This window comes from Blautia sp. Marseille-P2398 (genome assembly GCF_964240315.1).
GTDB classification, from domain to species: domain Bacteria; phylum Bacillota; class Clostridia; order Lachnospirales; family Lachnospiraceae; genus Blautia_A; species Blautia_A wexlerae.
The window spans coordinates 93839-108255 of the sequence record NZ_CAXSTD010000010.1 but is presented as its reverse complement, the minus strand read 5'-3'; the positions used below and the strand labels follow the sequence as shown (position 1 = coordinate 108255).

The 14417-nt window shown below is 41.1% G+C and carries 7 protein-coding genes, 2 pseudogenes and 1 other annotated feature; of the genes and pseudogenes, 1 reads left to right on the top strand and 8 read right to left on the bottom strand.

Translation table 11 applies throughout. The annotated features are described in order from the left end of the window. Positions 1-22 precede the first annotated feature (22 nt). The 8 genes and pseudogenes from ACESZG_RS12715 to ACESZG_RS12680 all read right to left on the bottom strand — a co-directional run. Positions 23-886 (bottom strand): NifB/NifX family molybdenum-iron cluster-binding protein, encoded by an 864-nt coding sequence (locus ACESZG_RS12715; protein WP_022380208.1) that lies wholly within the window; start codon positions 884-886, stop codon positions 23-25. Positions 887-958: 72 nt separating this feature from the next. After that, positions 959-1927: an N-acetylmuramoyl-L-alanine amidase gene (locus ACESZG_RS12710; protein WP_349063273.1), complete on the bottom strand. Its 969-nt coding sequence runs from the start codon at positions 1925-1927 to the stop codon at positions 959-961. A 163-nt stretch (positions 1928-2090) separates the two neighbouring features. Beyond that, positions 2091-5825, bottom strand: coding sequence for a hypothetical protein (locus tag ACESZG_RS12705; RefSeq protein ID WP_373218455.1), 3735 nt, complete (start codon positions 5823-5825; stop codon positions 2091-2093). 268 nt (positions 5826-6093) lie between these two features. Then, positions 6094-7059 (bottom strand): translation initiation factor 2, encoded by a 966-nt coding sequence (locus ACESZG_RS12700; RefSeq protein ID WP_118569708.1) that lies wholly within the window; start codon positions 7057-7059, stop codon positions 6094-6096. A gap of 6 nt (positions 7060-7065) precedes the next feature. Beyond that, positions 7066-7521 carry a DUF4869 domain-containing protein gene (locus tag ACESZG_RS12695; protein ID WP_118569709.1) on the bottom strand — a complete coding sequence of 152 codons (456 nt, stop codon included), beginning with the start codon at positions 7519-7521 and terminating at the stop codon, positions 7066-7068. Positions 7522-7673: 152 nt separating this feature from the next. Beyond that, positions 7674-10136 (bottom strand): glycogen/starch/alpha-glucan phosphorylase, encoded by a 2463-nt coding sequence (locus tag ACESZG_RS12690; protein WP_368256330.1) that lies wholly within the window; start codon positions 10134-10136, stop codon positions 7674-7676. A 324-nt stretch (positions 10137-10460) separates the two neighbouring features. Further along, on the bottom strand, positions 10461-13616 hold the full coding sequence (gene ileS, locus ACESZG_RS12685; protein ID WP_373218452.1) for an isoleucine--tRNA ligase: 3156 nt from the start codon (positions 13614-13616) through the stop codon (positions 10461-10463). A 130-nt stretch (positions 13617-13746) separates the two neighbouring features. Beyond that, positions 13747-13982, bottom strand: a binding site (T-box leader). 222 nt (positions 13983-14204) lie between these two features. Beyond that, positions 14205-14312 (bottom strand): annotated as a pseudogene (locus tag ACESZG_RS12680) (DUF6783 domain-containing protein); the annotation flags it as partial. Between ACESZG_RS12680 and ACESZG_RS12675 the strand changes: the two are divergent. Continuing rightward, a pseudogene (locus ACESZG_RS12675) lies at positions 14262-14414 on the top strand (DUF6783 domain-containing protein). The pseudogenes ACESZG_RS12680 and ACESZG_RS12675 overlap by 51 nt on opposite strands. Positions 14415-14417 lie beyond the last annotated feature (3 nt).

Sequence of the window (14417 nt, the reverse complement as noted above, 5' to 3'; positions counted from 1 at the left end):
GAGGATGCCCTGAGTATTTGTCTTATTTCACTTCTACTAATTCAATCTTGAAGTTAAGTTCTTTTCCAGCCATTTCGTGGTTTGCATCAAATGTGATATTTTTCTCATCTTTAGCTGTCACTTTAACAGGGAATGGCTGACCGAACTGATTTGACAGATATACCTGCTGGCCAACTGTCAGGTCTTCGGAACCTGGGAGCTGGGCGATTTCCATAGTGAAGATAGCGTTTGGATCTGCCATACCGTATGCTTCTTCTGGCATAAGGTGAACGTCTATGATCTGACCAACTTCCATGTCAGCTACAGCTGCATCAAATCCTCTGATCATCTGGCCTGCACCGCAGATGAATTCCAGCGGTTCGCCACGGTCGTAAGAAGAATCAAACTGTGTTCCGTCATTGAAAGTTCCTCTGTAATGTGTGCGGCAGGTTTTTCCTACATTGCGTCCTGTAAGCTGTGGCTGTGATCCGCCACATCCACCGCATCCGCCACCGCAGCTGTCTCCACAGGAGTGTCCCTCCTCATGGCTGCCACAGGAATGACCTTCTTCATGATGGTGATGGTCGCAGTTAGCTCCGGAAGACACTAATTCGCCTTTTAAATAACTTTCAACTGCCTGATCAGTATTTCCCTGGGCTCCGGCGCATAATTCGATTCCTGCCTCTGTGAGAGCTGTCTGAGCACCACCGCCGATACCACCGCAGATCAGAACATTTACACCCTGCTCAGCAAGCAGACCTGCAAGTGCACCATGTCCTGTACCGTTAGAACCGATCACTTCACTGGAAACTACTTTGTTGTCTTCCACTTCATAAACTTTAAAAGACTCTGTTTTTCCAAAATGCTGAAAAATCTCTCCATTATCGTATGTTACTGCAATTTTCATTTGAAAAATCCTCCAAATTATTTTTTATACCCATTCAGTCCAGTATAAACTGTCTGCGACTCAAAAGCAAGGCTATTTGATCAGGTAATTCTCAATTCCATTTGCAATTCCCCGTACCATTTTTTTCTGATAAGAACTCTGCTGCATACGGCGGTCTTCGGAAGGATTACTCATATATCCCATTTCGATAATCGTTGTCGGAACTTTACTCCAGTTATTTCCGGTCATAGAGTCTGTTTCCCAGACGTATTCTTTTCTGCATCCTGTAGCTGACACATATGCATTGAGCACAGCCTCAGAAAGAGCTTTGTTTTTTCTGTACATAGATGAAATATAAGGACTGTTTCTGGTTGTACAGATAGTCAGTGCTCCACTGATAGAGGAATTATCACTTCCATTGGCATGGATACGGATATACGCATCTGCATTTGCCTTATTCGCCACTTTTGCGCGGTCAATACAGCTGAGAGCTACTTTACTGTTGGTTCTGGTCATTATTACCTTAAACCCTCTTTTCTGAAGAAGGGTTCTTAGCTGAAGGCCAATGCTCAGATTGAGCTTATATTCCTCCACACCTGTAGCAACACCCTGGGTTCCGGAAGTATCTTTCTCCTTCAGCTGACTGGAACCAGGACCAAGAGGTTCATAACCACCGGCAACGACAGCAGAATGCCCCGGATCCAGTACAACAACAGGAGTCCAGACACCTTTACTGTTGATCTTTCGTCCATTTACAGTCTGATTGATACGCATTCTTCCGGTCTGTTTGCCAAAATACCTGAAACGGTTATGAATACGATGCCACCCTGTAAGCATAGTACCGTCTGCAGCAAAACAGTAATAATACTTTCCGATTTTGTGCAGGTCTGTCAGCTTTTTGCCATTCTTATAATAGTATTTTTTTCCACCGTAGGTTTTCCATCCGGTGAAAGTACTGCTGACAGATACTGCCTGGACATCTGTAAAATCTACAGCAGGTAAAGCTGTGACCAGGAGAAGAATACACAAGAGCCAGATAAAACATGATTTTCTTTTCTTCATACATGATTTCCTTTCATATAGAGATATTTTAAGTGATGGTTCTGTATGTTGATTATATCATAAGATTATCTGGGGATGTGGGAAAAAGTTCCTAAAAAGAAAGACTCCGGTCGCAATGACCGGAGCTTTCTTTTTAGGAATCTGTATTAATTACCCAAATGGATTATTTAACAGTAGCTTTTTTCAGGTTTGACCATGGGCTGAAGACTTTCTTTCCGTCTTCGGATGTTCTGTTGAATGCATGCATTCCAACTACCCATGTTCCCTTTGGTACTTTCTTGAATGTTGCTGTTACTGTACCTTCTTTGAGGTTCAGTTTCTTGTGATTGCCATAGTGGTATGGACGTGTCTCACCGTTTTCTTTCTTGGAGCCAGTTCCCAGTACTACATCGTAACCAGTTGCGTTTGCAGCTGCTTTGTATGTTACTTTGATAGTAGATCCGCTTACTTTAACGTTTGTGATAACAGGAGCGTCCGGTGTGATTGCGGATACAACGAATGGATATGCATTAGACCAGTCGCTGAATACTTTCTTACCGTTTGCGTCACGTTTCCAAGCATGGCAGTATGCATAGTATGTTCCCTGCTGTACATATTTGAATGTAGTAGAAGTCTGTACCTGATTCTTGCTGATGGAATCGTATTTCTTGTTGTTGATGCAGTCACGGTCTGTAGAGATTACATAGTCGTAACCAACAGCACCATCAGCTTCTCCTGAAAGGATTGCAGTTGCTTTGTTGCCAGCGACTTTTACACTGCTGATGATTGGAGTTCCAACTTTAACAACTTCACCACCTACGGTAACATCTTTTGAACCAACATAGTACTGGTTTCCAGCTGTTGCTGCTACAGTTGCTGTCTTCTTGTCATCACTTAATGTAACTGTAAAATCTTTGTTATCAACTTTAAGGTTACCATTCATTACAGTAAGAACAGCTTCGCCCTTAGCATCAAGATCAACTTTGATGTCAAGATTTGCTACATTTTTCTTAACAATCTTCCATGCTCCTCTTACATCTTTACTGCCTGCATAAACACCTTTTCCTTTTACAGTCCATGCATAATTTGTTGCACTTGGAGCAGTACCAGCTTTTACCTGACTCAGTTCTACAGTATAATCTTTATCTTTAACTAATACCTTATCACCATCACGAACTACAATAGTAGGTTCAGCAACCATGTTTGGTCCTGCATATTCTGCATCTGTTACAGTAACTTCTTTTTCTGTGAAGTACAGTTTGGATTCAATTGTAAAGTCTTTAACAGCGGCAACATTTTTTACCTCAACTTCTTTACCAGTTGAAAGATCTTTCACAGTACCATCAGCTTTATAATTTCCCTTAGCTATAACGATAACTTTTGCTCCACCTGCACCAGTTGTATTGTTTACATACTGGATCTCATAATCAGCACTTGTTACTTTCTTATTTCCAACAACATTTGGCGTAAATACAACTTTAGCAAATGTTTTCTCTTTTCCATCGTATGTGAACTTCTGAGTACCAGTTAATTCAATACCATTTGCATTGTAAACTCTAATAGTACCAGCTAATGTTGCCTGCGCAATATCAAATGTTGCATTTTTTGTTGTTCCGGATGTAAAGTTCTTGTTATCTTTTACAGGTGTTAATACAAGACTTCCTGCCTCTTTACCAGCGTTGATATTTTCACCGTATCCTGTAATCTGGAACTGAGATTTAACATCAACATCACCTAATTTAACATCAATATCATTTAACTTAGGCTGGATAGATTCACCTGTATATTCAGCATTTTTATATGTAACAGTTACCTTATCAGCACTTACAGGAACAACATTGAATTTAGTAGTAGCCTCAACTTTATTATTGTAATTTCCTTTACCAACGATTACTAATGTTGCTTCTCCAACCTCTTTGCCACCAATTGTGTTCTTTACTTCGTAATCAGTTCCCTCTTTAAGAAGTTTGTCACCGTCATATACTTTGTATTCAGGTACAATTGCTTTTCCTGTGTAATCATAAGATGTTTTATCCATCTTAATGTTAGCAGATGTTAAAGTTTTACCTACAATAGTGCTTTCAACAGTATCCGTTTCACCAACACCATAGTTATTCTGGGCATCTTTGCTGTACTTAATTGTTGAAACAACAGTATTGCCTAACTTATTTTCTGCTTTTCCGGAAGCATCTTTCTTAATAGCATAAGTAACGGTATAGTCTGTACCTTCTTTTAATGTCCAGGTCTTTTTATCTCCGTTTTCTGCTGTAATAGTTACAGTTGGAGCGTAGTCTTTATATGTTGCACCCTCTTTGTATTCTACATCTGTCGCTTCTTTCTTCTTGATTGTTGCAGGTGTAATGTCAAATGTATACTCTTTAACAGATCCGGCATATGTGTTTTTACCAACAATACGAACAATACCTGCGTTTGTTCCGGCATTTACGTTTGTACCAAATTCTACGGTATACTGATTCTGGTCAAGGTACTGAGTTGTTCCTTTTTTGTAAATATGTCCGTTAAATTTAGTTGTATCTTTAGTAATCTGAGAACCTGTATAATAAGCAGCTTTAGCTAATTCAGTCTTTGCTGTAGCATCCAGTTCAATTGCGTCTGAAATATCAGATGCATATAATGTAAGAGTCGCAGTTGTAGAACCTGTTACATTCTTAGTTCCGGATTTAGGTCCGATTGTTACTGTATATGTTCCAGATGCAATTGCATTTGCAGGAACGGTAACTGTAACATCATTATCTGTTAAAGGCAAAATATTCCCCTTGGCATCTTTGATTGTTAAATCGCTTGCTGTTAAAGTAACAGCTTTGTTATTTGTGGATGCAGGTTTAGCTTTAACCGTTACGGTGCATTTGCTGAGATCACGGGCAACAACATTATATTTTCCTTCAACCTTAGTTGTTAATGTTCCACTGTAATTCTCGAATTTGCTCATATCAATTTCAGCATTTGCTTCATATGAACCCACTTCTTTAGAAGCGGTAATCGGAGTTACTGTTTTTACAGCACCGTCAATTGTTTTTCCATTAATGTCCTGAACACGGATATCAGCGGCTTTCGGTGCAACATTGGAACCTGTATATTCAAAAGAATTATTGATATAGCTTAATTTAAAGTCTCCAGCTGTTGCTGCCTTCTGTCCGATTGTGTACTCTGTTGTAACAGTTCCGGTATATAATTTTGAATTAGTTACTGTAACGGTTACTGTGACTTTAGAACCTTTGTTAACCAGGTCTGGAGTTCCTGTATAGTCAACACTGTATTTTCCAGTAGTTTCAAAGTCTGCCGGCATTTTTACATCTACATCAGCTTTTACTTCTTTTCCGGTATATTCTGTTTTAGCACCTGTTTTAAGTGTAACAGTTGCTCCGGCATCTTTGATGTTTTTGGCAACTACAGCAACTGCAGAAGAAGTATATGTCCAGTCTCCATTGTTATCCCACATAAATAATGTATAAGAATTTCCTACACAATCTTTAGCTGATGGCAGAGCAATTGTAAATTTTCCATTTGCGTCTACTTTAACGGCGTTTCCAGCATCTGTTGCTAAACCTGTAGCTATATTTTTCCATGTATATTTCAGACTTGTTACAGATGTATTTTCTACACCAGTCTGTTTAATATTACCTGTTACACTATCTGAATTTCCCCATGCAACAGAGGTTGGAAGTTCTTTGTCTAATTTTACAGTCCAAACATCACCTGTAGACTGTGCCTCTGGAGCATCTGCTGTATTGCCTTCAACAACCGGAGCATCTGCTTCAGATGTAAATGCTGCATCTGTTCCGTCACTAAATTCAGCAGCCCAAACCGGCACGTTAGAGGTTGCCAGCATTGCAACGACGAGAGACATACTTAAGGTTTTCTTAGCCATGCCTTTCTTCGTATTCTTAATCTTTGTCATGATTATAGTTCCCCTTTCCTTAATATAACTATTTCTTTTTGGGTAAAGATTCCTAGACATAATCTGTCTGTTATGGTTAATAATAGTGCTTTCACCACTTTTTGTCAAGGGTAATGCTCAAGAATTTTACGATTTTTTTAAATTTCATACACTTCAAAAGCATTTATTTTCCTTGATTTTTCGGGTTTAAAATCTATAACTTGTTACAAATGTAGTGAGTTTTTCCTGTTTATCACAAGATGATGTAGTATTCTCTTTTTTACCGATTCTAACAGTTAGTCCTGATCTGTTCTGGAAGCTGGCTTACAATCTTTCGGAAATTTCCCGAGGTCAGATATGTATCTTTGAGCTTTTTCTTGCTATATTCATATATTGTATTTCTTGTTTGTTCTATCAAATAAGCAGTGTAAAATTCTTCCCAACTGAAATATTGTCTGCTGTCTGCCAGTTCATAAGTCTTTTCTGTTACTTCAGAAGTTTTATCTATAATATTTGCTCTTAACAACAAATACTCAAATGATTCCGGTGCGTATAATACGATTTTATTTCTGGTATCTCTCATATATTGCATTACATGCTGCATTTCCGGACCGAATGCGGCTCCGTCTACAATCGCAAGGATTTCTTTTTCCCTGCTTTTCTGCAGATATGAAAGTATGTTGCTTTTTCCTCCTGCTGAGCAACATGCTTCTCCGAATAATTTATGATAGAATTCATATCCTGAATTAGAGTCTTCTGTTATTACCAGATCTGGTTGGATATCCTCTTTTGCCTGCAAATTATATAACTGATAAGTTTCATTATATATTCTTTTAGCGTTTTGATATTTCTGACTGTCTCGCTCTTGTCTCATGCCGTAAATTTCTTCGATACTATATGGTAAATGTTCCAGACTGTCCCTTGTGACCAAAACGAAGTAATTGTCGCTGCCTTTTACCATTCTGGTAAATTCTTTACTGCGTAAAAATGGTGCTCCTTCATCAATAAATATAATGCATTGCTGCAGTGTGGCAAGTCTTTCTTTCCATGAAGCGTTTTCTATTACTACACATCGTTTTTCACATATTTTGGTAATTCCTGATGATATGCCATTGTTCTCATAATCAGAAATCATTCGAAGGAGTTCTGTTTTTCCTGTTGCAGAATCTCCCTGAATGACAGTGATATTTCTCTTTACTGTAAGATGATAATGAACTCGTTTGTTGTATATTTCAATATCATACTTTCCTGTCATATTTTATCATCCTCTCAATAATCGGTTTACAATGATTTCGTCATCCAGTTCAAGCATGGAGTGAACCGTTTTTCCTGTGTTTACAATATAGATATCAAATGGCTGTTTTCCAAAGTCCATGATATAGCCCAGGCGAATTGTAATGTCTTTTTGTTCTGCCAGTTTTAAAATCCATTGTGCACAGTTGTTTCCGCAGGCAGATGCGTTAAATATATGATCTGAATCATTTTGCATCAATATCAGGGTTTTTACTCCTCCTGAAAGGCGTTCCGGTGGAATCGGGCCGAGAAATGGGCTGTCGATCATGCATGGACCTTTTACCTCTGATCCATCTATATCTTTAATCATTTTTCTGGAAGTTTCTGATGTGATCCACTCATCTTCATATGTGTTATTGAAGAACACATCAGGATTAAAAATATAATTGTCTCCCGGATTGTCCCCAAAAAATATTTTCAGCATCTTGTATTCCTCCATTCTGTCAAAACTGATTATCTTTTCTTATTTTATCAAAAATATCTTCCTGTTTCCAGCATCACAAAAACAGCAGAGAACTTTTTTATCATTCTCTGCTGTTTCTCTACCATCTGCTTTAAGGTGTTAAAGCAAACATATTATTTCTTTCTGACAATAACCTTATCCAGATGCCAGATATCATCTACATATTCCTGGATAGTTCTGTCGGATGTGAATTTACCGCTGCATGCTGTGTTGAGGAGTGCTTTCTTCGCCCAGCCTTTTTCATCTCTGTATGCTGCTTCTACTCGCTTCTGTGCGTCTGCATAGGAACGGAAGTCTGCGAGGATGAAGTAGCGGTCTGCTCTGTCTGTGTTCTTTGTGTTGAGAAGTGAATCGTACAGGTCACGGAAGAGTTCTGTATCATTGGAGAAGGTTCCGTTGATGAGCTGCATCAGTACCTGACGGATTTCTTCATCTGTATTGTAGATTACGTTTGGATCGTATCCGCCGTTGTTTTCGTAGTTGATTACTTCGTCGGAGCTTAAACCGAAGATGAATGCGTTTTCTGCGCCAACTTCTTCTACGATCTCTACGTTAGCACCGTCCATTGTTCCAAGTGTAGGAGCACCGTTGAGCATGAACTTCATGTTACCTGTACCGGATGCCTCTTTACTTGCTGTGGAGATCTGCTCGGAAACGTCTGCTGCTGCGAAGATCCACTCAGCGTTGGATACTCTGTAGTTTTCGATGAATACAACTTTGATCTTGCCATTGATGGAAGCGTCGTTGTTTACTACGTCTGCTACTGAGTTGATGAGTTTGATGATCTTCTTGGCTGTTGCGTAACCTGCGGATGCTTTTGCACCGAAGATGAATGTTCTTGGATAGAATTCCATTTCCGGATGCATCTTGATCTGGTTGTACAGATAGATAACATGCAGGATGTTCAGGAGCTGACGTTTGTACTCGTGAAGTCTCTTAACCTGTACATCGAAGATGGAGTGCGGGTCTACTTCTACGCCATTGTGCTCAAGGATGTATTTAGCCAGACGCTCTTTGTTCTTGAACTTAATGTTCATGAATTCCTGGAGTGCCTTTTCATCATCTGCGTAAACTGCAAGTTTCTTTAACTGCGGAAGGTCTGTGATCCAGTCCGGTCCGATGTGCTCTGTGATCCAGTCTGCAAGGAGTGGATTTGCATGGAGCAGGAAACGTCTCTGAGTGATACCGTTTGTCTTGTTGTTGAATTTCTCAGGCATCATTTCATAGAAGTCTTTTAATTCCTGATTCTTCAGGATCTCTGTATGAAGGCGTGCAACACCGTTTACAGAGTAGCCTGCTGCGATTGCAAGGTGAGCCATCTTAACCTGTCCGTCATAGATGATAGCCATCTTTTTGATCTTCTCATAATTTCCCGGATATTTTGCCTGGATCTCAAGGATGAAACGACGGTTGATCTCTTCGATGATCTGGTATACACGCGGAAGCAGTCTGGAGAAGAGCTCGATCGGCCATTTCTCAAGTGCTTCGGACATGATAGTATGGTTTGTGTAAGCAACAGATTTTCTTGTTACTTCCCATGCTTCATCCCATCCAAGTCCTTCTTCATCCATGAGGATACGCATTAACTCTGCTACTGCTACAGTCGGATGAGTATCGTTCATCTGGAAGGTTACTTTTTCATATAATTTATGGATATCGTCATGTTTCTTTTTGTATTTGGCAATTGCTGCCTGGAGGCTTGCAGATACAAAGAAGTACTGCTGTTTCAGTCTCAGCTCTTTACCTGCATAGTGGTTGTCGTTCGGGTAAAGGACTTCTACGATATTGCGGGCAAGGTTCTCCTGCTCTACTGCTTTCTTGTAATCACCCTTGTCAAAGGAATCAAGCTCGAAGTCTACGATCGGCTCTGCATCCCAGATACGAAGTGTGTTTACTACATCATTGTCATATCCTGTGATCGGCATATCATAAGGAATGGCTTTTACTGCCTGATATCCTTCATGGATAAATTTGTTTCCGCCCTTTTTAGGATCGTACTCTACTCTTACATATCCGCCGAAGTGTACTTCTTTGGCATATTCCGGACGACGCAGTTCGAATGGATAGCCGTTCTTTAACCAGTTATCCGGTACCTCGATCTGATAACCGTTCTGGATTTTCTGTTTGAACATTCCGTAGTGGTAACGGATTCCGCAGCCATATGCTGCGTAATTTAAAGTTGCGAGAGAATCAAGGAAGCATGCAGCCAGTCTTCCCAGACCACCGTTTCCAAGTGCCGGATCCGGCTCCTGGTCTTCGATACAGTTAAGGTCAAATCCCAGCTCTTCGAGAGCTTCTTTTACTTCACCGTAAGCGCAAAGGTTGATCAGGTTGTTTCCGAGAGCACGTCCCATCAGGAATTCCATGGACATATAGTATACGATCTTCGGATCCTGTTCGTCGTAAGCTTTCTGTGTTGCAAGCCAGTTATCAATGATAACATCCTTAACTGTGTAGCTTACTGCCTGGAAAATCTGCTCCTGTGTAGCTTCTTCAATTGTTTTTCGATAGAGGAATTTTACGTTGTCTTTTACGCTTTTCTTGAATGCCTCTTTCTTGAACATTTCGTTTGTCATTTCATACCTCCCGTAATGGTTTCACTGTTCACTTTATTCTCAGCAATACACCTTGCGGATATTGCTGGTGAACCTCTTCATTCCGTCAACTCTTCTGTTTTCTCATATCAGAGAAATTGGGGGCAAAGAATCTCTGCCTCCAATTTCCTCTCTGAAATCAGACTGTCAAAGATAATGATACTCTTTTTTCGACAGTCTGTCATGTGTATAATTGCCGAATTTTATAACATTTTTTTGTTATCGTGCATTGCGAAAGTAGTATATTTCCTGTGAAATACCTGTAACTTATCAGTACCTTGTCAGTAATTGACCGAATGTTGTCAATTACAGTTTCTTAACACCCATAGTTACTGCTTCTTTGTTGATGTTCCACTCTTTCACATAACCATCGGTCTCGCCAAGTACCATTTCGTCTGCAAGTACTTCTGACTTGATCTCATCTTCGTGTGCTTTCATGACATCCTGGATCTTGTCGTTTCCGTGAGCGTATACTACGATCTTGTCCATAACTTCGAAGCCGGCTTCCTTACGCATGGTCTGGATCTTGCTGATGATCTCACGTACATATCCTTCTTCGATCAGTTCAGGTGTCAGGTTTGTATCCAGGACTACGGATGTTTCACCGTCAGATTCGGATACATAGCCTTCTGTCTGTGCTGTTTCAATAAGAAGGTCTTCTTCTGTAAGCTCTACATCGTTTCCGTTGATATCCAGTTTCAGGACACCGTTGGTTCTCAGTTCGTTCATTGCTGCTGTTCCATTGATGTCTGTGAGAGCCTGTCTGATTCCTCCAAGGAGTTTACCGTATTTCGGTCCTACTGTACGAAGCTGTGGTTTGAAGCTGTAGGAGATAAAAGATTCTACATCATCTGCGAATTTCACTTCTTTGACATTCAGTTCATCTGCGATAATGTCAGTGTAGAATTCACTCATTTTCTTCTCAGCTTTTACATACATGGTTCCGATCGGCTGACGGTTCTTGATGTTTGCTGTATTTCTGCAGGCACGTCCCAGAACTACGATCTCCAGAAGCTCTTTCATGTCTGCTTCCAGATCTTTGTCGATCCATGCTTCGTTTACAGTTGGGAAGTCGCAGAGATGGATACTCTCAGGAGCATCTTTGTCCACGCTTCTTACCAGATTCTGATAGATGTCTTCTGTCATGAACGGGATCATCGGAGCTGCTGTCTTGGCAATGGTTACCAGTGCATGGTACAGAGTCATGTAAGCATTGATCTTATCCTGCTCCATTCCCTTTGCCCAGAAACGTTCGCGGCTTCTTCTTACATACCAGTTACTCATCTCATCTACGAATTCCTGAAGTGCTCTTGCTGCTTCCGGGATCTTGTAGTTAGCCAGGTCATTGTCAACTGCCTGAACAGTTGTATTTAATCTGCTGAGGAGCCATTTGTCCATAACAGGAAGCTGATCATAGTTCAGTTCATATTTGGTCGGGTCGAAGTTGTCGATGTCTGCATATAATACGAAGAATGCGTAAGTATTCCACAGTGTGCTCATGAATTTACGCTGTCCTTCCACAACTGCCTTGCCATGGAAACGGTTCGGAAGCCATGGAGCACTGTTGATGTAGAAGTACCATCTGATGGCATCTGCGCCGTATTTGTTCAGTGCATCGAATGGATCAACTGCATTTCCTTTGGACTTACTCATCTTCTGTCCGTTCTCATCCTGAACATGTCCCAGAACGATTACGTTCTTGTATGGTGCTTTGTTGAAGAGCAGTGTGGATTCTGCAAGGAGTGAGTAGAACCATCCACGGGTCTGGTCTACTGCCTCGGAGATAAAGTTTGCAGGGAACTGCTGCTCAAATAATTCTTTGTTTTCAAATGGATAATGATGCTGTGCGAAAGGCATTGCTCCTGAGTCGAACCAGCAGTCAATAACCTCCGGTACACGATGCATTTCTCCACCGCACTCCGGACACTTCAGTGTGATCTCATCGATATATGGGCGGTGAAGCTCTACTGTCTTGGCTCTCTCATCACCGCTCATCTCGAATAACTCCTGACGGCTTCCGATGGAATGCATATGTCCGCATTCACACTGCCAGATGTTCAGTGGTGTTCCCCAGTAACGGTTACGGCTGATACCCCAGTCCTGAACGTTTTCAAGCCAGTCGCCGAAACGTCCTTTACCGATGCTCTCAGGGATCCAGTTGATTGTATTGTTATTTCTGATCAGGTCATCCTTAACTGCTGTCATCTTGATGAACCAGGATTCTCTTGCATAGTAGATCAGTGGTGTGTCACATCTCCAGCAGTGTGGATAATCATGCTCGAATTTCGGAGCATCGAAGAGCTTGCCTTCTTTGTCCAGATCTGTGAGGACCATAGGATCTGCTTTCTTTACGAAAACGCCTGCGTATGGTGTCTCTTTTGTCAGGTTACCCTGTCCGTCTACAAACTGTACGAATGGCAGTTCATAGTTACGTCCGATTCTGCTGTCGTCTTCACCGAATGCAGGTGCGATGTGAACGATACCTGTACCATCACTCATAGTAACGTAGTTATCACAGGTTACGAAATGAGCTTTCTTTTTCTGTTTTGCTGCTGCCTCTCCTGCACATGCGAAAAGCGGTTCGTATGCTTTGTATTCCAGGTCTGTTCCTTTGTAGGTTTCCAGAACTTCATATGCTTTCTCGCCTTCTTCTTTTGCAAGCTTGCCAAGGACTTTGTCAAGGAGTGCTTCTGCCATATAATAGGTATATCCGTCTGCTGCCTTTACTTTGCAGTAAGTCTCATCCGGGTTTACGCAGAGTGCAACGTTGGACGGAAGTGTCCATGGTGTTGTTGTCCATGCAAGGAAGTATGCATCTTCACCAACAACCTTGAATCTTACAACTGCGGAGCGCTCTTTTACAGTTTTGTATCCCTGGGATACTTCCTGTGCGGAAAGAGGGGTACCGCATCTTGGACAGTAAGGAACGATCTTGAAGCCTTTATACAGAAGCTTCTTGTTCCAGATTTCTTTTAATGCCCACCATTCGGATTCAATATAATCGTCATAGTAAGTTACGTATGGATGTTCCATATCGGCCCAGAAACCAACAGTAGAGGAGAAATCCTCCCACATTCCTTTGTATTTCCAGACGCTTTCCTTACACTGTTTGATGAATGGCTCCATACCGTATTCTTCGATCTGCTCTTTGCCATCCAGACCAAGCTTCTTCTCTACTTCCAGTTCTACCGGAAGTCCATGGGTATCCCATCCTGCTTTACGCGGAACCATGTAGCCCTTCATTGTACGGTATCTCGGGATCATATCCTTGATTACACGGGTAAGTACATGGCCGATGTGCGGTTTGCCGTTTGCAGTGGGCGGTCCATCATAGAATGTATAGGTTTCTCCTTCTTTTCTGTTCTCCATACTTTTCTCAAAGATATGGTTCTCTTTCCAGAATTCTTCTACTTTTTTCTCACGGTCTACAAAGTTTAAGTTCGTATTAACTTTCTGGTACACAGTAATTTACCTCCTGTTTAAATTATTTGTATCAGACACCTGAAAATATGCAGGACGTTTATATACGCTGAAAAATATTTCCAGTGTCCTTTAAGAACGAAAATAAGCCCATAAAAAAATCGCCCTTTTGTAAAAGGACGAAGGTTTATTGACGTTCGCTATACCACCTGTTACATTGTACGGGCATCCTCTGCCGATACATGAATCTTTTAACGGGGATTTCCGTCAGCTCTTACCTGTCTGTACACCCTTCAGAGCTGCAACTCCGGAGTGATCTTCACTGCATTTACTCACCACCGGGCTCACACCCTCCCCGGTTCGCTGTCTGCTTTCCCCTGCAGTTACTCTCTCCATCAACGTTTTTGTGGACATATCATTTATTTAACTATGCGGATTCATTATAAGGTCACAAAATTCACTGTGTCAAGTATTTTTTTGAATATTAGGGTAATCCTGTTACTGTTTAATAACACTGGTTACTGTCAAACTCCCGAACAGTAACACACTGTTAACATACTATCATATAAATTTTACACAGGCATTGTAATTAATGATATAATAAGGTAGAATATTTTGTCCGAACGTCATTTAAAACGATGTACTAGAGCGTGTCTGAAAAAGGCTTTCTGCAAGATGTGCGTCACAATTTGTGGGATATTTTGCCCGGATGAGGGCGCCGTAGCGGGCTACGGCAACTGAATTCGGGTGAAATATCCCGCAAAGTGGGGCGTGCAGATTGCGGGAATGATTTTTCAGACACGCTCTAGGATATGGAAAGCAACTACTATGTATATTTAATGA

Excerpts from the sequence above, each read along its gene's own strand:
- ACESZG_RS12715 (WP_022380208.1), bottom strand. The coding sequence starts at position 886 with ATGAAAATTGCAGTAACATACGATAATGGAGAGATTTTTCAGCATTTT.
- ACESZG_RS12710 (WP_349063273.1), bottom strand. The coding sequence starts at position 1,927 with ATGAAGAAAAGAAAATCATGTTTTATCTGGCTCTTGTGTATTCTTCTC.
- ACESZG_RS12705 (WP_373218455.1), bottom strand. The coding sequence starts at position 5,825 with ATGACAAAGATTAAGAATACGAAGAAAGGCATGGCTAAGAAAACCTTA.
- ACESZG_RS12700 (WP_118569708.1), bottom strand. The coding sequence starts at position 7,059 with ATGACAGGAAAGTATGATATTGAAATATACAACAAACGAGTTCATTAT.
- ACESZG_RS12695 (WP_118569709.1), bottom strand. The coding sequence starts at position 7,521 with ATGCTGAAAATATTTTTTGGGGACAATCCGGGAGACAATTATATTTTT.
- ACESZG_RS12690 (WP_368256330.1), bottom strand. The coding sequence starts at position 10,136 with ATGACAAACGAAATGTTCAAGAAAGAGGCATTCAAGAAAAGCGTAAAA.